Raw genomic sequence first — 19,712 nt, forward strand, 5'->3', positions numbered from 1 at the left:
AACAGCCAGAACGATAGGTTGTTGAGGCGCGGAAACGCCATGTCCGGCGCACCGATGTGCAGCGGCATGAAGTAGTTGCCGAAGCCGCCGAAGAGCGCGGGGATGACGACGAAGAACATCATCAGGATGCCGTGGCCGGTGATCAGGACGTTCCAGAGGTGTCCGTTCGGGGTACATTCGCCGGCTGCGGCCGCAGTCATCCGCGCGCCTTCCAGGCACATGTACTGGACACCTGGGTCCATCAGCTCCAGCCGCATGTAGACGGTGAAGGCCACCGAGATGAAACCTGCGAATCCGGAGACGAACAGGTAAAGGATCCCGATATCCTTATGATTTGTGGACATGAACCAGCGCGTGAAGAAGCCGGGCTTCTCGTGCGTGTCGTGTCCGGCGTGTGCAGCGTCAGCCATGCGGTCGCTCCCCGTGACGTGAAATCGATTCTGCGACGAAGTGGGAGTCACCGCGTCGTTACTCCGGCGTTCTAGCCATCGTGGCCGCCCGCGGCAACGGCACAAGAGGTCGCGCGGGCCGGGAAAATTGACGCAGGCGACGCGCCACGCCCGATGCTGGCGCATGACCATCAGGAAAGATCTGCCGGATGGGTCGGCATTGTTTCCTGGTCTTGAACCGCGCGGTCACTTTACGGGCCAAAAACCGCCCGTGTGATCCATCAAATTACGTTCGAGATCAATTACGAACGGGTTTTTCTAAATGACGAGTTACACATATCAGATCGAAGGCGGCGGTGTTCTTATCGATGTCGTCGTTACCGAAGAGAACGGCGGCCTGCGCTTCGAGCTTGCGGTCGACGAGAGCACAGGGTTCACCGGCGATCTGAACGCCTTGTATCTCGACATCGCGGACGAAACGCTCCTCGATGGTCTGACGATCGAAGGCAGCGATGTCACCGGGATCCGATTGGATGAGGATTCGGTCACGAAGGTCGACAATTTCACCAACATGAACGGCGAGGCCATCAAGGAGGCCGGCAAGTTCGATATCGGCGTTCAGTTCGGCACCCAGGGCATGTCCACCGATGACATCCAGTCGACGTCCTTCTTCTTGAGCCACGACACAGAAACGTTGTCGATCGACGATTTCGCCTCGCTCGACAACGGCGTGCGCCTGACTTCGGTGGGCGAAGTGGACGGCGACCGGGAGGATTCGCTCAAGATCGTCGGGACCGCCGACGTCGAGGAAGTGCCGTCGGAGGAGCCCGACGCTCCGGTCGACGAAGACCCCGTCGTCGACATCGATCCGCCCGTCGAGGAGCCGACCGACCCGACCGATCCTGACATGCCAGATGGCGGCGTCATAGAAGCCCCCGACTTCCCGCCAGAAGAGCCCGAGATCGTCGTGATCGGGGAGGACATTCCGGCCGATGAACCGACCTATCCAGAAGACCCCTATGGTCCGACGGACGAAGACTTCATCGAGATCGGATATGAAGAACCGGCTGGCGAAGACGGATACATCTTCGAGTTCGACGAGGAGACGTTCTCGGAAGGTGACGTCACCGTTCTGACGGCCCCCGAGTTCGGCCCCGAGGAAGATATCTTCCCGCCATTGGCGCCCGAAGAGACGGACGAGCAGTTCCTGGCCGAGATTTCGGTCCCGATGGAGGACGTCGTCGCGTCCGAGGAGATGCAAGAAGAGCCCGCCGCGGATGCGGACTGGCTGATCGCCTGACACGAAAACCGGCGCAGCCATTGGGCTGCGTCGGACCCGAAATCAGGGGCGCAGCGACGCCAACGCCCGGTTTTCTGCCGGAATGCGAATGCCGAACAAAAGTGCCGCGTTCAGCACCGAAAAGATCACCGCGATCCAGGGCAGGCCAAGAACCAGCGGCGTCACCGCGATTTCTGCAATCACCACCGCATAGTTGGGATGCGGAAGAACGCGGAACGGACCCCCGAGGACCAGCGGCTCATCGATGACGATGATCCGCGTCGTCCACCGCGGCCCCAGCGTCGCAAGGACCCAGATGCGCAGACCCTGCAGCACCGCGAACAGGGCCAGCCACCCGAGATGCAGCGGCTGATCCCAACCCCAGATCACCAACGCGCCGATCCAGGCGGTGTGCAGCGCGACGATCGCCGGATAATGGCCCGGCGCGTGTTCGACCGCACCACGGGCCAGCAGGCGCGCGGTGTTGCGTTTGGCCAGCACGAGTTCTCCCAGACGCTGGACGATCACGAAGGTCAGAAAGAGAATCGCGCCGGTCATGCCGCGATCCTGACGGGAACGAAGGATGCCGTGAACCCGGGCCCAAGGGCGGTCAGCAGGAAATGCCCCGTCCGGGTCGTATGGCGGGCAGCGTCGAGAACGAACAGCACCGTAGGCGCACTCATGTTGCCGTGGTCGCGTAGCACATCGCGTTCCAAATCGAGCGTGCCATCGGGCAAATCGAGCGCCGCTTCCAGTGCGGTGATGACCTTCGCGCCGCCGGGGTGGCAGATCATCCCGTCGAAATCGTCCTTGGTCATGTTCAGGGCCGCCAGCGCGGCGTCGCGTGCGTCAGCCATGTGTGTGCGGGCGAAGGCGGGGATAGAACGGTCGAAGACGACGCCCAGTCCTACGTCGTCGACGTCCCAGCCCATGATCTCCAGCGTGTCGGGCCAGATGTGCTGCACGCCAGGCTCCAGGGTGATCCGGGCCATCCCTTCGGTCGACAGACAGGCCGCTGCAGCCCCGTCACCGAAGAGGACGGTGGCGATGATGTCGGACTTCTCAAGCCGGTCGGTGCGGAACGACGGCGTGCAGGCCTCCACGACGACCAAAAGCACGCGGCATCCGGGACGGCCGTGCGCCAGTTGCGCCGCGATCGACAGACCCGATGCGCCGCCCGCGCAGCCCAGGCCGAAGACCGGAACGCGCATGACGTCCTGGCGGAATCCCATCGTTTTCCACACGACGGCATCGAAGGTTGGCGTGGCCACGCCGGTCGATGTCACGGTGACGATGACGTCCACGTCACGCGCGGCCCAGCCCGCATCGGACAACGCCCCGGTCGCGGCGTCGGTGAACATTGCGGCGCAGCCGTCGTGCCAGATGCGATTGCGCTCTGCCCAGCCGTGGGCGGCGTCGTCGAACCATTCGAGTGGCGCGACGGAGCGTCGCCGCTCGATCCCGGCCTGAACGAAGGTCGAAAGCAGGCGCGCGAACTGCGGATATTTGGGTCCAAGGATCGCTTCGGCACGCGCCTGCACCATGGTCTGGGGCAGATCGTGAGGTGCCAGTGCCGTGGCGAGGCCGTGAAGGTTCACTGTCATTGGTTTGTGCAATTCATGACACCGGGGACGCCCGCCGGCCCTCGACAGGTGGCGTGACGACGCGAACAGTCAAATGACGCAGCGTCAGCTGAAATGCCGCGAAAACGTGCCTTTGAGCGCCGCATCCAGATCGTCCATCGTCACCGGCAGGCCCAGATCGACAAGCGACGTGACGCCGTGGTCCGTGATGCCACATGGAACGATGCCGTCGAAATGGCTCAGCTCGGGCTCCACATTGATCGACAGGCCGTGATAGCTGACCCATTTGGACAGGCGGATGCCGATCGCGGCGATCTTGTCTTCGCGTATCGTGCCATCGGGCAGGGGGGCCTTGTCCGGACGCTCGATCCAGACGCCGACGCGACCGGCGCGGATGTGGCCGGTCAGACCGAGTTCGGCCAGCGCGGCGATCACCCATCCCTCCAATTGCGCGACGAAGGCGCGCACGTCACGTCCGCGCGCGCCGACATCTAGCATGCAATACGCCACGCGCTGTCCCGGCCCGTGGTAGGTATATTGCCCGCCGCGCCGCGCCTCGAACACAGGGAAACGATCCGGGTCCGTCAGATCGGCGGGTTTGGCGGATGTCCCGGCGGTATAGAGGGGCGGATGTTCCAACAGCCAGATCGCCTCGTTCGCGGTGCCGGCCTGGATGGCCGCGACCCGTGCCTGCATCTGCGCCAATGCATCGGGATAGGCGACGGGCGCGTCGGAGGTGATCCAGTCGGGTTGCATCGGATACCTTGGGATTCGGGGACGGGTCGGGGGGCCTGTTTGCGCCGGGACGGGGCGAAGCGCAAACTCCGGCACGTGCCGCGTAAAAACCGCTTCCCTTTCCAGATCGGCGCGGCTATCCCGCGCCCACCTGACGGACGACTGCGGTCGTGGCGGAATTGGTAGACGCGCAGCGTTGAGGTCGCTGTGAGGTAACACTCGTGGGGGTTCGAGTCCCCCCGACCGCACCACGTCCCTCGGGTCTTCAAGCGCCGCCTTCGGGCGGCGTCTTGCGTTTCAGGCGGTGCGCTGGCCCAGCTTGCGCCAACCAGGGCGCGTGTCCGTCAGCTTGATCTCTCCGTGTCGCTCCGACCCCTGGCGCAGGCAGGCCTCGCGCAGGATCTCGATCCCGGCGTTGGCATCCTTGGGCAGCGATGCCCCGTCCAGCGGCCGTCCGAAGCTTAGGTGATAGGGTTGCACGTCCTTGTTCAGCGTCTCGTGGAACAGGGTTATGTCGCGCAGCGTGGGGTGCATGGCGTCGAAAGCATAGAACATCGCCGAATTGCGCGCCCGGATGTGCAACGGAATCACCGGAAGTTCGAATTTCCGCGCGATCATCGCGGCCGACGCCATCCAGGGGCGTTCGTGCAGACGCAGACCGCTCCGCTTGGCCAGACGACCCGATGGGAAGATCACGCCCATGCGCCCCGCCTCCAGGGCGGTGCGGGTCAGTTGCATCGTTTCGCGCGTTTTCGAAACCGTGCGTTTGTCTTCACGCCATTCCACGGGGACGATGATGTCTGCGAATTGCGGCAGCACCTTCAGGATGTCGCTGTTGGCGTAATAAAATGCGTCCGACCGCCGGGTCAGCAGCTGATCCTGCAGGACGATGCCGTCGGCGATGCCCGTGGGATGGTTGGTCACGATCAGGGCCGGTCCGTCGGTCGGCACATTTTCCAGACCGGTGGCGGTCACGCGCCGCGCAATGCGGCGGGCAAGATCGGCCATGATATCGGCGACGGGCAGGTCGATATACGTCGTCCCGATCTCGATCGACCGCTCGTAGGCCAGCATCCGGTCCAGAACCGCCCGCGCCGAGCGGGCCGACAGGGTCGGCTCGAACAGCCAGGGGGCGCGTTCGGCGATCAACGGGTCGACTCGGTCACGCATGGCGCTGTCTCGGTTTGCGATGTGTCAGGGGGATGAAACCCTGCCCAGTATTGCGGCAGATAGCGGTCCGGTGCGGGCATTTCCACATCGTTCTGGCCAATCGGGCAAGAACCCGCTTTGCGCTACCGGCCGCCCGACACGTCCAGAATGCTGTCCGTGACGTAAGATGCCTGGTCGCTGAGCAGCCACAGGATGGCGCGTGCGACCTCCTCCGCCGTGCCCGCGCGACCCATGGGAACCTGCGGGGCAAGGCGGTCCACGCGGTCGGGCTGCCCGCCCTTGCCGTGGATCGGCGTCTGGATGATGCCAGGGCGCACGGCCGTCACGCGAATGCCGTCCGGGGCCAGTTCTTGGGCCAGACCTTTGGAAAACACTTCCAGCCCACCCTTGGTCGCGGCGTAATCGACATATTGGTTCGGACTTCCGAACCGGGCTGCAGCGCTGCTGACGTTGACGATGGCCGCCCCGCGCTTCATCCGGCGCGCCGCCTGTCCTGCGACCAGGATCGGCGACGTCAGGTTGATCGCCACCATCCGGGCCACACGGGCGGCGGTGAAGTCGCTGACCTTGGCGGCCACGTCCACGATGCCGGCGTTGTTGACCAGACCGTCAAGGCGGTCGTGGTCGCGGTCGAAGGCGGCGAACAGATCCGCGACGTTGTCCGGGTCCGACAGATCGGTGCGGATCAGCGTGACGCGCGCGCCTCGATCCCGGGCCGCCTGCGCCGATTTCTCCGCGCCGTCGACATTGCCGTTGAAATGCAGCGCCAGATCGTGATTGTCGGCGGCCATGCGGGCCGTCGCGGCCCCGATACCCGACGATGCGCCGGTGATGAGAAGGGTCTTTCGGGTCACGATTTCAGCATCCGGTCCAGCATTTCCGAAAGATCACGGCTCAGGTCCGGCGTCGCGGCCATGCGCTCCAACTGCGCCCGCATCAGATCCTGGCGGTCGGCGTCGTACCGTTTCCAGCCATCGAAGGCCGTGGACAGGCGCGCGGTCATCTGCGGGTTCGATTTGTCGAGGTAGAGCAGCCAGTCGGCCAGAAACTCATAGCCCTTGCCGTTCGGGTTATGGAATCCGGCCGGGTTGCCCGCCGTCAAACCGCCGATCAGCGCGCGGAAGCGGTTGGGGTTCGACGCATCGAAATCGTCGTGCCGCGTCAGGTCATCGGCCAGGTGCACGGCGTCGCGGGGCGGGGTATTGGCGATTTGCGCCATGAACCACTTGTCCATGACCAGACGGTCGTGCCGCCACTCCTCCTCGAACCGCGCGGCGATATCCGGGTCGCCCGCATCCAGCAGGCAAACGAAGGCGGCCATCCGGTCGGTCATGTTGTCGGCCGCGTCATACGCCGCCCGTGCGGCAGCGCCGCCGTCGAGGAACGTCTGGAAGCCCAGCAGCTTGCCGGCCAGGGCGCGTTTGCCCGCATCCTGTGCCTTGGGATCGTAGGGTCCGGGCGTGGCCATCGCGATGCGCAGCTGCGGCAGTTCGGCCTGCAGACGCGTGGCGATCGCAAGCTGCGCGGCCCGGCGCACGGCATAGATGCGGTCCGGGTCCGGCACGATGCCCGCCGTGTGCAGCGACTGCGCCATGTCGTCTTGCGACGGCAACGCCAGGGCCAGCGCCCGGAAAGCCGGATCGGCGAAGGCGTCGGTGGCCAGCTTTGCCACGGCGTCCAGCCACGCGTCGTCGAAATTCGCATCTTCGGTGATGGCGTGCATCAGCCGGTCCTTGGCCAGGACGCGCCCGGCTTCCCACCGGTTGAAGGGATCGGTGTCGTGAGCCAGCAGGGTCAGGCGGTCTGCGTCCGATCGCTCCAGCTCAAGGATCACGGGGGCGGAAAATCCGCGCAGGATCGACAGGACGGGTCTTTCGGACAGATCGAACGACAGGCTGTCGGTCCTGTCCGTCAGGACGTGCACCTCGGTCTTGCGGATTTCCATGCCGTCGCGGTCCAGCAAGCCGAAGGCGATCGGGATGGGCATTGGTTTCTTGCCGGTCTGACCAGGAGTGTCGGGAACAATCTGTTCAAGATCAATCCGGTACGTGCCGTCGTTGAAGTGCTCGGTCACAATCAGTCTGGGGGTTCCCGCCTGTGTGTACCACAGCTTGAACTGCGTCAGATCGCGGCCCGTCGCCTCCTCGAAGCAGGCCAGCCAATCCTCGATCGTCGCGGCGTCCCCGTCGTGACGTTCGAAATAGAGCGCGCACCCTTTGGAATAACCTTCGGATCCGACGATCCGGTGCAGCATCCCAATCAGTTCCGCCCCTTTTTCGTAGATCGTCGCGGTGTAGAAATTGTTGATCTCCACAAAGCTTTCGGGCCGCACCGGATGGGCCAGCGGGCCGGCATCTTCCCGGAATTGGCGCGCGCGCAGGGACAGCACGTCGCCGATGCGTTGCGTGGCGAAGCCGCGTTCGTCCTGACTGAACTGCTGATCGCGGAACACGGTCAGCCCCTCCTTCAGGCACAGTTGGAACCAGTCGCGGCAGGTGATGCGGTTGCCGGTCCAGTTGTGAAAATACTCATGGGCGACGATGCGTTCGATGTTGGCGAAGTCGGCGTCGGTCGCGGTGTCGGAACTGGCAAGAACGTATTTGGAATTGAAGATGTTCAGTCCCTTGTTCTCCATCGCGCCCATGTTGAAATCGTCGACGGCGACAATGTTGAACACCGATAGGTCATAGGCGCGCCCATACACCCGCTCGTCCCATTCCATCGAGCGTTTGAGGCTGTCCATCGCGTACTCCGTGCGCGTCTCGTCGCCGGGGCGGACCCAGACGTTGAGCACCACATCGCGCCCTTCGGATGTGGTGAAGCTGTCGGACGTCGCCACCAGATCGCCGGCCACCAGTGCGAACAGATACGTCGGCTTGGGCCACGGGTCGTGCCATTTACCGCGCGAACTTTCGTCCCCGTTCGACAAAAGTACCGGCAGGTCCGACGTGATGGTAACGTCGTAGGTGGCCATCACGTCGGGACGGTCCAGCATGTAGGTGATGCGGCGAAACCCCTCGGCCTCGCATTGGGTGCAATACATGCCGCCCGACATATACAGTCCTGACAAAGCCTTGTTCGCCTGCGGCGCAATCTCGACTTCGGTCTCCAGCGTGAACGCGTCGGGGACATCGTAAAGTGTCAGTGTGGTGTCCGTCGTGGCATAAGCGTCGGCGTTCAACGTCTCACCATCGATAGAGATGCCTTTGAGCGTGAGCATCTCACCGTTCAGGACCATGTTGCCGGAACCCTGCCGCTTGCAGGTCAGGCGCGCCGAGACCACGGTCGCCATCGGCGCAAGGCGGAACCGAAGGTCCACATGCGTGACGGTCACCGGCACCGGGGCATAGTCCTTGAGATAGACGGTCTGATCCTGCTGGGGGGTTGCGTCACGCATGGAAGTCTCCTTTGGCGTGGAAGCTAGGGTTGGTCGCGGACGCCCGCCACCCTAATTCCGCGACAGGGGGATGACATGGCCAAGATGCGACGCAAGGGCGATCTGCCCACCAAGACCTGCGCGACCTGCGGGAAGCCGTTCACCTGGCGCAAGAAGTGGGAAGCCGTCTGGGACGAGGTCAAGTATTGTTCCGACCGGTGCCGTCGGCAAAAAAACTTGCCCGACGCTGGTAAGAATACTTGACCAATTTTTGTTGCCGATAGGAAACGCGCGCGCTAGGTCCGCTGCAACATTGCATCGGAGGACCGCCATGACCCGCATCACCAAGAACGGACTTCAGGTCGCCAAGGTCTTGGCGGATTTCGTGGACGACAAGGCTCTCAAGGGCACCGGGGTCTCGTCCGCGAAGTTCTGGAAGGGGTTTTCGGACATGGTCCACGACCTTGCCCCCAAAAACGCGGACTTGCTGACCAAGCGGGCCGAGATTCAGGGCAAGATCGATGCCTGGCACAAGGACTGCGCTGGCAAGCCGCACGATGCCGCCGCCTACAAGACGTTCTTGCGCGAAATCGGTTATCTGGTGCCCGAAGGTGCCGATTTCGAGATCGATACCGCGAATGTCGACCCTGAAATCGCACAGGTGCCGGGACCGCAGCTGGTCGTGCCGATCACCAACGCACGCTATGCGCTGAACGCTGCGAATGCGCGGTGGGGCAATCTCTACGATGCGCTTTATGGGACCGATGCGATCGGCGATCTGCCGACGGGCAAGGGCTACGACGCGGCACGTGGCAAGCGTGTGATCGCCTGGGGCAAGGATTTTCTGGACCGTGCCGTGCCGCTTGCGTCGGGAAAGTGGGCGGATGTCACAGGTATCGACGCAACCGACGATGCGCTGAAGATCGAAGGGGCCGGTCCCTTGAAGGATGTCGCCACCTACAAGGGCTGGGTGAAGGATGGGGATACCCTGCGCGTCCTGCTGCGTCACAACGGTCTGGGGCTCGTTTTGGTCGTCGCCCGCGACGGCGGCATCGGCGCGACCGATCCGATGGGGCTGGATGCGATCCACGTCGAATCCGCCCTGTCCGCCATCATGGATTGCGAGGATTCCGTCGCCTGCGTCGATGCCGAAGACAAAGTGGGGGCCTATGCCAACTGGCTGGGCCTGATGCGCGGCGATCTGGAGGAAAGCGTATCGAAGGGCGGCACGTCGTTCATTCGCAAACTGAACCCGGACATGGAATTCAACGGGCCCGACGGCGTCGTCACCGCCAAGGGTCGCGCCGTCATGTTGATCCGCAACGTGGGCCACCTGATGACCAACCCGGCGATCCTGATGAAGGACGGTGGTGAAATCCCCGAGGGCCTGATGGACGCGGCGATCACGACGCTGATCGCGATGCACGACCTAAAACGCGACGGCGGCAATTCGGTCACCGGCTCGGTCTATGTGGTCAAGCCCAAGATGCACGGGCCGGAGGAAGTGGCCTTCGCGGACGAGATCTTCACCCGCGTCGAAGGCTTCCTGGGGTTGCCCGCGAACACCGTCAAGCTGGGCATCATGGACGAGGAGCGGCGCACCTCCGCAAACCTCAAGGAATGTATCCGGGCCGCCAAGTCGCGTGTGGCCTTCATCAACACCGGTTTTCTCGACCGCACGGGCGACGAGATCCACACATCGATGGAAGCCGGGCCGATGCTGCCCAAGGGCGAGATGAAGGCCACGCCGTGGATCAACGCGTACGAGGATCGCAACGTCGACATCGGGTTGGCCTGCGGGCTGAAGGGCCGCGCGCAGATCGGCAAGGGCATGTGGGCCATGCCCGATCTGATGCAGGACATGCTGGAACAGAAGATCGGCCATCCCCGGTCCGGCGCGACCTGCGCGTGGGTTCCGTCACCGACGGCCGCGACGCTGCACGCGACGCATTATCACGACGTCGACGTCCTGGCGCGGCAGGAGGAGTTGAAGAGCGATGGCGCGCGCGGCACGCTCGATGATCTGCTGACCATTCCCGTGATGGAAGGACGCAACCTGTCGGACGACGAGGTGACAGCGGAGATCGAGAACAACGCGCAAGGCATCCTTGGATACGTCGTGCGCTGGGTCGATGCGGGCGTCGGATGTTCCAAGGTCCCCGACATCAATGATGTTGGTTTGATGGAGGATCGTGCGACCTGCCGAATTTCGTCGCAGGCGCTGGCCAATTGGCTGCATCACGGCGTCGTCAGCCACGACCAGGTAGAGGCGGGCCTGCAGAAGATGGCGGCCAAGGTCGACGCGCAGAATGCGGGCGACCCCACCTACACCCCGATGGCCCCCGGCTTCGACGGCATCGCCTACAAGGCGGCACAGGACCTGATCTTCAAGGGCCGCGAACAGCCGTCGGGCTATACCGAGCCGGTTCTTCACCGCCGTCGCCTTGAACTTAAATCTTCCTGAACGACGCTCCGCAAAGGATTAAAAATGCCTGAAATCGCCCTGCGCCGCGCGCGCCAGATCATCAAGAATACCTTGGCCAAAGGCCGCGAGATGGAGTTGAAGCCGCTGTCGGTCGTCGTTCTGGATACGGGCGGTCACGTGAAGGCTTTCGAGCGGGAGGACGGGGCCGCCCCCGGCCGTTTCGCCATCGCCCACGGCAAAGCATATGGTGCCATCATGCTGGGCATGGCCGGCAAGGCGCAGATGGCAAGGGCCGAACAGCAGGCATATTTCATGGCGGCGGTGAACGGCGTTTTCGGCGGACAGGTCGTGCCGGTGCCCGGCGGAATCCTGGTACGGGACGGCAAGGGCAACCTTGTCGGGGCCATCGGTGTGACGGGCGACACGTCCGACAACGACGCCGTCGCTGGCCTGGCGGGGATCGAGGGCGCGAACCTGACCGGCGAAGCCTGACGCATTTCGCACCGCCGGCGTCCGGGCGGGAAATTGTGCATTCCCGCAAGGGGGTGTCTGCCGTCACAGGGCTATGAACGCACGCACGGGGCAGGTATTGTCCCGCAACGCGGAGGATTTCATGCGCCCGATCGTCGGCATCATCTCGAACCACTATATGATCAACGACCAATATCCCGCCCATGCCAACGGCAGCATGAACACCGAAGCCGTGTCCCATGTTTCCGGTGCCATTCCGTTGACGTTTCCGGCCGATCCATCGGTCGTGGCGGTGGATGAACTGCTGGAGGTGTTCGACGGATTCCTGTTCACCGGCGGACGTCCGAATGTCCACCCCGAGGAATACGGCGAGGCCGAGACCGAGGCGCATGGCACCTTCGACCGAAATCGCGACCGCGTGGCCCTGCCGCTGATCCGCGCCGCCGTCGATCGGGGGCAGCCGGTCCTTGGCATCTGTCGTGGCTTTCAGGAGGTGGCGGTCGCCTTCGGGTCGACGCTGCACCCCGAGATCCGCGATTTGCCCGGGCGCGACAATCATCGCATGCCCCCCGACGGGACGCTGGAGGAGAAGTTCGCCTTGCGCCATCCGGTCCGTCTGACGGATGGGGGGCCATTTGCCCGTCTGATGGGTGGGACGGAAGTGCAGACCAATTCGTTGCACGGCCAAGGGATCGACGTCGCGGGGCCGCGCGTCCGCATCGACGGCACCGCGCCGGACGGCACGGCGGAGGCGATCTGGATCGAAGGTGCCACCGGCTTCGTCCTGGCCGTTCAGTGGCACCCGGAATACAACGCAGGCGACGACCCTGTGTCGCGCCCCTTGTTCGAAGCCTTCGGCGAGGCATGCCGCACTTGGCGGGCAGGACGCGCACAGGCGATGCGGCGGGCGGGCTAGAACCCGTAAAGCCTGGCGGGGTTGTCGACCAGAACCGCCTGGCGTGTCGCGGCATCGGGGCAGGCACGGTCGAACACGTCCAGCGCCGTTCCCCCGTCGACACGAACCGCGCCACCCAGCATGATCTGCGGCCAATCGCTGCCCCAAAGGCATTGCGCCGGATTTGCATCCAGCAATGCCTTGGCGAACGGGTCCAACGCGTCGAAGGGCGCGTCGGTCAGGCGGTACGGTGCCGACAGTTTGACGTGGACATGTCCCGCTTCGACCAGGGGCAACAGGGATCGAAAGCCTGCATCGTTTATGCCACGAGCGATGTCTGGCCAGGCGAAATGGTCCAGAACGACCGGGACCGGCATCGCGGCGATGCGCGCGGCAAGGTCTTCGATATGCCGGTCCGCCTGCAACAGCATCTGGACGTGCAGACCCCGGTCGGCCAGCCGGGGTGCCATCGCCTCCACCCCGTCCCACGTCAGCACGCCGCCATGGACATAGTTGAGGCGAACGCCGCACAACCCCTGCGGCATCAGCGCATCCAGGTCCGCATCTGTCGCCTCATCGGGGAGGAGCGCGATGCCCCGCGCGTGGGCCCGCCCCAAGGCCGCGACCGCCCGCGCCGTGATCGAATTGTCGGTCCCATAGACGATGGATTGGACGACGACCGTTCGGGTGATGCCCAGCCGGTCCATCTGCGCGCGGTAGGCGGCCAGGTAGCGGTCGAAGTCCCAATCCGTCGCCGGCTCCTCCACCCGTGCGGGCCACATCGGCCCGTCGGACGGCCCGCCCAGCATGTGGATATGCGTATCGCAGGCCCCGGTCGGGGCGCGGGCGGCCGGGGCGGTGGCGGGAAGCGGCGGGTCGGAACGGGGCAGGGCCATCGGAGTCCTTCGAGAATGTCAGCCGTATTGGTCCAGCATGGCCAGCAGATCGTCGTGGGTGTTCGCCTCCTGCACCGGTTTGTCGGGGCGCCAGCGCAACATCCTGGGAAAGCGCAGGGCAACGCCGGATTTGTGGCGCGTGGATTTCTGGATGCCCTCGAACCCGATCTCGAACACATGTTCGGGCGGCACGCGACGGACCGGGCCGAACCGTTCCAGCGTGTTGCGCCGCACCCAATAGGTGATCTTGTTGAACTCCGCATCCGTCAGGCCGGAGTAGGCCTTGGTGAAGGGCACCAGTTCGTTCCCCTTCCAGACCGCGAATGTGAAATCGGTATAAAGGTTCGCGCGGCGACCGTGTCCGGCCTGTGCATAGATCATCACCGCGTCGATCGACAGCGGGTCAAGCTTCCACTTCCACCAGTCGCCCTTCTTGCGGCCAACGTGATACGGGCTGGCCGCGCGCTTGAGCATCAGGCCTTCCGCCGCGGCCGCGCGTGCGTCGGCGCGGATCGGGGCCAGGTCCGACCAGTCGGCGAAATCCACGACAGGGGACAGGGCGACGGGGGCCTGCGGGGCGATGCCGTCCAGCATCTTCTCCAGCCGGGCGCGGCGATCCGCGAAGGGCAGGGCGCGCAGATCCTCGCCATCTTCTTCCAGCAAATCATAAGCGCGCAGGATAACGGGCGCTTCGGCCAGCAGCTTTTTCGGGACCGTCTTGCGCCCGATCCGGGCCTGCAGGGCGTTGAAGTTGCGCGGGCGCTGCGCCTCGGCGTCCCAGACCAACACCTCGCCGTCCAGAACCGTGCCGTCGGGCAGGAAGTCGCGCGCGCGGGCGAATTCGGGGAAGCGGTCGGTCATCAACTCCTCCCCGCGCGACCACAGGAAATGCTGGCCGCCCCGCAGGATCAGCTGACCACGGATCCCGTCCCATTTCCATTCCGCGAGCCAATCCTCGGGCGGTCCAAGATCGGACGGATCCCCCTCCACACCATAGGCCAAACAGAAGGGATAGGGCCGGCTGAGCGCCGCTTCGGGGTCGGGCGCGGTGATGAGGCCAGCAAAGGTCGTGGTGCCCGGTGCCCAGTCGCCCATCAGGCGATGGGCCAGTTCCGCCTCCTCGATGTCCGTGGCGCGCGACAGGGCGCGGGTCATCAGTTTCTGACTAACGCCCACGCGAAACCCGCCGGTGATAAGCTTGTTGAACACGAAGCGTTCAGTCCCGGCCAACTGATCCCACGCTTGCAGGATCGCAGCCTTGCGCGCGGGCTCCTCCTCGGCCGACAGGCCACGGATCATGTCGATCCAGTCCGATAGACTGCGATCGGCGGTCTGCGCCGGGTCCGGCAGGACCAGATGGATCGTTTCCGCCAGGTCGCCGACCACATCGTAGCTGGCTTTGAAAAGCCACATCGGCAGACCGGCCAATTCGGCGGCCCATTCGGACAGACGGCTTGCGTTGACCGTCCGCTTGGGCCGCCGCCCGGACAGAAGCGCGATCGTCCAGAGCTTGTCCCGATCGGGCGCATCCTCGAAATACGCGGTCAGGGCGGCGGTCTTCACCGTCGTCTTGGTGGTTTGATCCAGCGCGGTGAACAGGGTGGCGAAACGCTTCACGGATGGGCCCTCAGAAAGTCGGCCATGCGTGCGATGGCGCGATCGGCCTTGGGCGTTCGTCCGGCGAACAACTGCCAGACATGGGGCACGCCTTCGGTTTTCTCCACCTCGACCCGCGCGCCGCCGGCCCGCAAACGGTCGGCCAATGCGTCGGTGTCCGTCTCCAGCAACTCACCCTTGGCACATTGGAAAAGGGTCGGCGGTCCCCCGGCGTATTCGCCATGGACCGGAGAGACGCGAGGATCGCGCGGATCGGCGGTACCGACATAAGCCGCGACGACGCGGTAAAGGACCGACAGCGGAAACAGCAGTTCGTTCGACGCCGTCGGCACCGCGCGCGCAGGATCGAGGTCGCCGGCGGGCGATGCCAGGATCATGCAGGTCGGGGCCGTCCCGTCGCGCAGCAGATCGGCCAGCGTGACGACCGCAAGGCATCCCCCCGCGCTGTCTCCGCCAAGGGCGAAGGGCCCATCGACCGCAAGCCGGCGCGCAACGGCCAGGCAATCGTCGGGCGCGGCGGGATACGGATGTTCTGGGGCCAGCCTGTAGTTCGGCAGGACGATGCGATAGCCGGACAGGCGTGCCAGCGCGGCTGCCATGCCTGAATAACTGCGGGCGGAGCCGAGGACGAAGCCGCCACCGTGCAGCCAAAGAAGCGTGCCCTCAGGGTTCGGCGGGGTCACGACTTCGCAAGGGACGCCGGCGATATCCTCCGACCCGTAGTCGACCCCCGGCAGGGGAAGGGTGGGTGCCGTAAGGCGAAACGCCTGCCGGTGGATGGACCAGGGCAGGGGCAATCGCAGCACCTGCTTGACGACGCCGCGTGATACCAAGGCAAGACCCCGGTCGCGCCACGTCACGCCGCATCCTCATCATCGACCAATTCGTCCCCGAATTCGGTTTGCACGATCTGCGCGTCGTAGCCCTGACTTTCCAGCCACTGACGAAAGGTGGCGGTGTAGCCATGGGTGGCGAAGATGCGCGTGGCTCCGGTTTCCGCGATCGCGGCGTTCAGACCCTTCCAGTCGGCATGATCGCTGACGACGAACCCCCGTTCGGTCGCGCGGCGGCGGCGCACCCCGCGCAGGGCCATCCATCCGGAGGCGAAGGCGGACGACATCGGACCGAACCGGCGGGCCCACCGCCCGTCGAGGGCCGACGGCGGTGCGATAAGAAGGGCACCGGGATGCATCTTGGGATCGGTTTCGGGGGTCACGCGTACCGTTTCGGGCAGCGTCAGACCCTGACCGCGAAGGACGTCATTGGTATTTTCGACCGCCGCATGGGTCAGGATCGGACCGAGGCCCGAATCCACCATGGTCAGCAGGCGCTGCGCCTTGCCCAGACTATAGGCCCCGATCGCGCTGACCCTGCCCTCGGCGGCATTGGCCTGCCACCATGCGTTGATTTCGGCTGCCAGGACGGCTTCCGGTTTCCAGTCGAAGACCGGCAGGCCGAACGTGCATTCGGTGATGAAGGCGTGACACCTGACGGGCGCGAATGTCTCGGACAATCCGTCGGGTGTGGTCTTGTAATCGCCCGAGGCGACCCAGACCTCGCCTTTGTGCTCGACGCGGACCTGCGCGCTGCCCGGCACGTGGCCGGCGGGGTGGAAACTGACGGTGACACCGTTGATGTCGCGTGTTTCGCCGAACTCCATCGTCTCGATCGTGATGTCGCCCAAGCGGTGGCGCATGACAGGGGCGGCGGCGGCACTCGTCAGATAGCGGCGGTGGCCGGGATAGGCATGGTCGGCGTGACCATGGGTGACGAGCGCGCGGTCAACGGGCCGCCACGGATCGATGTGGAAGCCGCCGGCCGGACAGAAGATACCTTCGTCGCGAAATTCAAGAACCATTCCCCGGACTTAGGGCCGGGACCGGGTCACGACCACCACGCATATTCAGAATCAGCCCCCATGGGCACGCGGAATTGGCACCGGAGTGTGGCGATTCCGTGCGGTCGGAACCACCGCAGGATGCGCTCGGCCATTCAGTTTCGCCATATCTTGGACACGATATCGCCGCGAAGCTGGCATCGTGTCGCCGTTTTGGACAATCCCGACAAGGATTTGCCACATTACTCCGTCAGAATTGCCTCAATTGGTAAGGGTGTTGGTTATGAATTTCTGTTTCAATGGTTTGAAATCTGGTCCCGTATGCCTGGGCGATACGATGGCGCAGATCCACGGAGAGGCGGTCAACATGGGCCATGTGGGTGTGGCAATGATCTGCGTCATCCTTGTCGCGATCTTGGTGTTCGTCTTCCGCTCCCCGGCCTAAACGGTCAGTCTTCCGGCACGACGAGGGACAATTCGCCGTCGTCCTCCATCTGGCGGACGACGGCGACGACGGCCCCCAGCGCGTCCTCGTGTTCCTCCGGCGACGGCGCATCACGCTCTTCGATTTCTTCTCGGATCTGATCGGCCATTCGTTTCGAGATCGATCCAAGGATAAAATCGGACACCGGGGCCTGATCGGGGGACAGGCCGGCAAGGGCGGTTACAAGAACGGCATTGTCCACATTGCGCATGACGCGGGGCATGTCGCGCGGCGAGATGCGATCGGGAATATTCTCGAAACTAAAGACGACGGCCCGGACGCGATTTGCAAAATCGGGGTTCGATTCCTCCAATTTGTCGAGGATCGCGCGTCGAATGCCCGATGTGGCCGCGTTGAGGATGTCGCCGACCCGTTTCACGCCGTCCGTCTCGAAAGCGGGTGCGGGGCGGGCCGACGTCTCCCGACCCAGCGCCATGCCGATCTGCGCAACCGCGCCGGGGGCGACGTCGTCGGTCCGGGCGAAGGCGGCCGCAAGACGGTCCGCCCTGTCGGGTGCCAGAACTTTCATCAGATCAGCGGCCCGCGCCGGCGGCAACTTGGACAACAGGATCGCGCCGACCTCATCGGTTTCGTGCTGGATCAGTTCGGCCAGCGCCTCCACCTCCAGATTTGCGATCTGGGCCCAGGGTCCTTTGCCCGGCGGGCCGTCGATCCCCATCTCCGCGCCCAGTTCGTCAAGGATGTCCATCGACAATTGGGATTCGAGCAAGGCCAGGATCTGCGCCGGATCACGCGGAAAGTGCAGGCCAATGCTGTCGAGTTCCGCGGCGAATTCTGCCACGATATCGGCCAGCGTCTCCCGGTCGATGAATCGCAGATCGGCCATGTCGCGGACCAGCTGTCGCTGTTGCGCGGGCGGAAGTTCCCGCAGGCCGGGATCGGCCCCGCCGGACACCAGAAGATGAACGACGACAGCCGCTTTCTGACGCCGGTTGAGCGTCGATTGCATGGGACGCCCGGCAATGGGGGGATGAAACGACACGACAGGACTCCGACCGGGGCAGGTGTCCTATCTGTGCACTTGAAACGTTAAGAAGCCGTTGCGGCAGGCAGATCCGCAACGGCGTCAAGGTCGTCCGCCCTCCGGCAATCGCCGAACCTGCGAGCGGTCAGAACTCGGTGGGGTAGGCGTTGTAGCAGTTTGTTTCATTGCTGACCCAATTGGTGCCTTCGTTGCATTCGCCCAGTTCGAGGGTGTCAACGCCGGGCGCTTCGCTCGACGCCAAGGATCCGCTGGTGTCCAGCGTCAGAACCGCGTCGCCGTTCTCGTCGGTGGATACCCGACCGACCAGCGTATGTTCCGCATCGGCCGCCTGACCGTTTGCGGCCGCATTGGCGAGCAGGGCTTCGATTTCTTCGACCGTGGCACCGTCGAAGACCAGGCTGTCACCGTAAGCATCGGCAACGCTGGTGGTGTCATCTTCGGGTGTTTCGTTCTCAGCGGCGATAGCGGTCGTTTCACCGTCGTCACCGACGGACACGAATTTTTGGGCGTAGGCGATGCCGGGGGACAGCATCACAGCAAGGGCGAGAATACGGATCATGGTTAAGAACCTCGGGTTTGGCAGACCAGCATCCTATCGCCCGTATATGCGGCAGCAATTGGATGGCTTTATGTCAGCCCGGCGGTTTCTTTGGCCCCGATCATGACGTTCAGGTTCTGAACGGCCGTGCCCGATGCGCCTTTGCCCAGATTGTCGAGGATCGCGATGACGGTGACGCGCCCTGCACCATCACCCTGCACCGAAAGCTCCATCCGGTTGGTGTCACGCAGGGATTGCGGATCGACCCTCTCTCCGGGCTGCACGACACTGACGAAGGGGTCGCCGGCATAGAAGTCGCGCAGCGCCGCTTCGATGCGGGCATGACCCGCAATGCCGCCGGGAAGAAGATCGGCATGCAAGTGCAGCTGCACCGCCATGCCTTGCGCGAAATTCGCGACCATCGGCTGAAACAGCGGTTTCCGCGTCAGGCCGCCGTAGCGCATGATTTCCGGCACGTGCTTGTGATCTTGTCTCACTGCATAGAGGAACAGGTCGGGTGCGGTGCCGGTATCGTAGTCAGCGATCATGCTCTTGCCGCCACCGGTATAGCCGGACACGCCCGTCAGCGTGACGCCCGCATCTGCCGGCACGATGCCCGCGTCCGTCAGGGGGCGCAGCATGGCGATCGATCCGGTGGCATAGCAACCGACGTTGGCGACGCGGCGGGCATCCCGGATGCGGTCACGCTGACCCGGCAGCTCGGGCATGCCGTAGATCCAGCCGTCGGCAATGCGGTGCGCGGTCGAGGCGTCGATGATCCGGGTGTCGCCCGCGATCTTGACGGCGGCGCGTGCGGCATCGTCGGGCAAACACAGGATCGCGACATCGGCCTGGGCGAACGCGTCGGTGCGGGCGGCTGTGTCCTTGCGCAGATCGGGGTCGATCGAGATCAGGTGGATATCGTCACGCGCCAGCAGCCGCTCGCGGATCTGCAGGCCCGTCGTGCCGGCTTCGCCATCGATGAATACGGATGTGGTCATGGGATATACC

General features: G+C 64.3%; 20 protein-coding genes and 1 tRNA gene. 7 read left to right on the top strand and 14 right to left on the bottom strand.

Annotated features, from left to right (window positions below; translation table 11 throughout):
• Positions 1 to 410, bottom strand: a 410-nt coding sequence (locus tag JDO7802_RS11970) for a cbb3-type cytochrome c oxidase subunit I (RefSeq protein ID WP_187298133.1), incomplete at its 3' end; no start/stop codon positions are given.
• A gap of 301 nt (positions 411 to 711) precedes the next feature.
• Here JDO7802_RS11970 and JDO7802_RS11975 point away from each other — a divergent pair.
• Entirely contained in the window at positions 712 to 1,689 is a 978-nt protein-coding gene (locus JDO7802_RS11975) for a hypothetical protein (protein ID WP_055085868.1), read from the top strand.
• A gap of 42 nt (positions 1,690 to 1,731) precedes the next feature.
• Here the strand turns inward: JDO7802_RS11975 and JDO7802_RS11980 are convergent, their stop codons facing one another.
• The 3 genes from JDO7802_RS11980 to lipB form a co-directional block, all read right to left on the bottom strand.
• Positions 1,732 to 2,226 carry an isoprenylcysteine carboxyl methyltransferase family protein gene (locus JDO7802_RS11980; protein WP_055085870.1) on the bottom strand — a complete coding sequence of 165 codons (495 nt, stop codon included), beginning with the start codon at positions 2,224 to 2,226 and terminating at the stop codon, positions 1,732 to 1,734.
• Positions 2,223 to 3,272: a type III polyketide synthase gene (locus tag JDO7802_RS11985; RefSeq protein WP_055085872.1), complete on the bottom strand. Its 1,050-nt coding sequence runs from the start codon at positions 3,270 to 3,272 to the stop codon at positions 2,223 to 2,225. Before JDO7802_RS11985 ends, JDO7802_RS11980 begins: the two co-directional genes overlap by 4 nt.
• 84 nt (positions 3,273 to 3,356) lie before the next feature.
• Positions 3,357 to 4,007 (bottom strand): lipoyl(octanoyl) transferase LipB, encoded by a 651-nt coding sequence (gene lipB / locus JDO7802_RS11990; RefSeq protein WP_055085874.1) that lies wholly within the window; start codon positions 4,005 to 4,007, stop codon positions 3,357 to 3,359.
• 143 nt (positions 4,008 to 4,150) lie between these two features.
• On the opposite strand from lipB, the gene JDO7802_RS11995 reads away from it, so the two are divergent.
• A tRNA-Leu gene (locus JDO7802_RS11995) sits at positions 4,151 to 4,237 on the top strand.
• Between the two features lie 46 nt (positions 4,238 to 4,283).
• On the opposite strand, the gene JDO7802_RS12000 is transcribed toward JDO7802_RS11995, so the two are convergent.
• The 3 genes from JDO7802_RS12000 to pepN form a co-directional block, all read right to left on the bottom strand.
• Positions 4,284 to 5,156: a 1-acyl-sn-glycerol-3-phosphate acyltransferase gene (locus tag JDO7802_RS12000; RefSeq protein WP_055085876.1), complete on the bottom strand. Its 873-nt coding sequence runs from the start codon at positions 5,154 to 5,156 to the stop codon at positions 4,284 to 4,286.
• Between the two features lie 122 nt (positions 5,157 to 5,278).
• Positions 5,279 to 6,010: an SDR family oxidoreductase gene (locus JDO7802_RS12005; protein ID WP_055085878.1), complete on the bottom strand. Its 732-nt coding sequence runs from the start codon at positions 6,008 to 6,010 to the stop codon at positions 5,279 to 5,281.
• A complete protein-coding gene (pepN, locus tag JDO7802_RS12010) occupies positions 6,007 to 8,553 on the bottom strand; it encodes an aminopeptidase N (protein WP_055085880.1) in 2,547 nt (848 codons plus the stop codon). Before pepN ends, JDO7802_RS12005 begins: the two co-directional genes overlap by 4 nt.
• Before the next feature lie 75 nt (positions 8,554 to 8,628).
• Here pepN and JDO7802_RS17665 point away from each other — a divergent pair, with 75 nt between their 5' ends.
• The 4 genes from JDO7802_RS17665 (at position 8,629) to JDO7802_RS12025 (ending at position 12,344) form a co-directional block, all read left to right on the top strand.
• Complete coding sequence (locus JDO7802_RS17665; RefSeq protein WP_083481141.1) at positions 8,629 to 8,796, top strand: DUF2256 domain-containing protein; 168 nt, start codon at positions 8,629 to 8,631, stop codon at positions 8,794 to 8,796.
• Positions 8,797 to 8,863: 67 nt separating this feature from the next.
• A complete protein-coding gene (locus JDO7802_RS12015; protein WP_055085881.1) occupies positions 8,864 to 10,996 on the top strand; it encodes a malate synthase G in 2,133 nt (710 codons plus the stop codon).
• 24 nt (positions 10,997 to 11,020) lie between these two features.
• Positions 11,021 to 11,449 carry a GlcG/HbpS family heme-binding protein gene (locus JDO7802_RS12020; protein ID WP_055085883.1) on the top strand — a complete coding sequence of 143 codons (429 nt, stop codon included), beginning with the start codon at positions 11,021 to 11,023 and terminating at the stop codon, positions 11,447 to 11,449.
• 121 nt (positions 11,450 to 11,570) lie between these two features.
• Positions 11,571 to 12,344 (top strand): gamma-glutamyl-gamma-aminobutyrate hydrolase family protein, encoded by a 774-nt coding sequence (locus JDO7802_RS12025; protein WP_055087230.1) that lies wholly within the window; start codon positions 11,571 to 11,573, stop codon positions 12,342 to 12,344.
• Here JDO7802_RS12025 and JDO7802_RS12030 read toward each other — a convergent pair.
• The 4 genes from JDO7802_RS12030 to JDO7802_RS12045 are packed head-to-tail and all read right to left on the bottom strand — an operon-like array spanning position 12,341 to position 16,694.
• Positions 12,341 to 13,219: an amidohydrolase family protein gene (locus tag JDO7802_RS12030; RefSeq protein WP_055085885.1), complete on the bottom strand. Its 879-nt coding sequence runs from the start codon at positions 13,217 to 13,219 to the stop codon at positions 12,341 to 12,343. The genes JDO7802_RS12025 and JDO7802_RS12030 overlap by 4 nt on opposite strands.
• Positions 13,220 to 13,237: 18 nt before the next feature.
• Positions 13,238 to 14,836, bottom strand: a complete 1,599-nt coding sequence (locus JDO7802_RS12035; RefSeq protein ID WP_055085888.1) for an ATP-dependent DNA ligase — start codon at positions 14,834 to 14,836, stop codon at positions 13,238 to 13,240.
• On the bottom strand, positions 14,833 to 15,696 hold the full coding sequence (locus tag JDO7802_RS12040) for an alpha/beta hydrolase (protein ID WP_055085890.1): 864 nt from the start codon (positions 15,694 to 15,696) through the stop codon (positions 14,833 to 14,835). Before JDO7802_RS12040 ends, JDO7802_RS12035 begins: the two co-directional genes overlap by 4 nt.
• The gene (locus JDO7802_RS12045; protein ID WP_055085891.1) at positions 15,693 to 16,694 is read right to left on the bottom strand and encodes a ligase-associated DNA damage response exonuclease; all 1,002 of its coding nucleotides are present in this window, start codon (positions 16,692 to 16,694) and stop codon (positions 15,693 to 15,695) included. The genes JDO7802_RS12040 and JDO7802_RS12045 overlap by 4 nt, the downstream gene beginning before the upstream one ends.
• Positions 16,695 to 16,956: 262 nt before the next feature.
• Between JDO7802_RS12045 and JDO7802_RS18280 the strand changes: the two genes are divergently transcribed.
• Complete coding sequence (locus tag JDO7802_RS18280) at positions 16,957 to 17,118, top strand: hypothetical protein (protein ID WP_187298134.1); 162 nt, start codon at positions 16,957 to 16,959, stop codon at positions 17,116 to 17,118.
• 4 nt (positions 17,119 to 17,122) lie between these two features.
• Here JDO7802_RS18280 and JDO7802_RS12050 read toward each other — a convergent pair whose 3' ends face one another.
• The 3 genes from JDO7802_RS12050 to argC all read right to left on the bottom strand — a co-directional run bounded on the left by JDO7802_RS12050 (position 17,123) and on the right by argC (position 19,702).
• The gene (locus tag JDO7802_RS12050; RefSeq protein WP_055085893.1) at positions 17,123 to 18,127 is read right to left on the bottom strand and encodes a FliG C-terminal domain-containing protein; all 1,005 of its coding nucleotides are present in this window, start codon (positions 18,125 to 18,127) and stop codon (positions 17,123 to 17,125) included.
• A 160-nt stretch (positions 18,128 to 18,287) separates the two neighbouring features.
• Positions 18,288 to 18,722 carry a hypothetical protein gene (locus JDO7802_RS12055; RefSeq protein ID WP_055085895.1) on the bottom strand — a complete coding sequence of 145 codons (435 nt, stop codon included), beginning with the start codon at positions 18,720 to 18,722 and terminating at the stop codon, positions 18,288 to 18,290.
• 68 nt (positions 18,723 to 18,790) lie between these two features.
• A complete protein-coding gene (gene argC, locus JDO7802_RS12060) occupies positions 18,791 to 19,702 on the bottom strand; it encodes an N-acetyl-gamma-glutamyl-phosphate reductase (protein ID WP_055085897.1) in 912 nt (303 codons plus the stop codon).
• Positions 19,703 to 19,712: the final 10 nt, after the last annotated feature.

This window comes from Jannaschia donghaensis, from assembly GCF_001403795.1.
GTDB classification, from domain to species: Bacteria; Pseudomonadota; Alphaproteobacteria; order Rhodobacterales; family Rhodobacteraceae; genus Jannaschia; species Jannaschia donghaensis.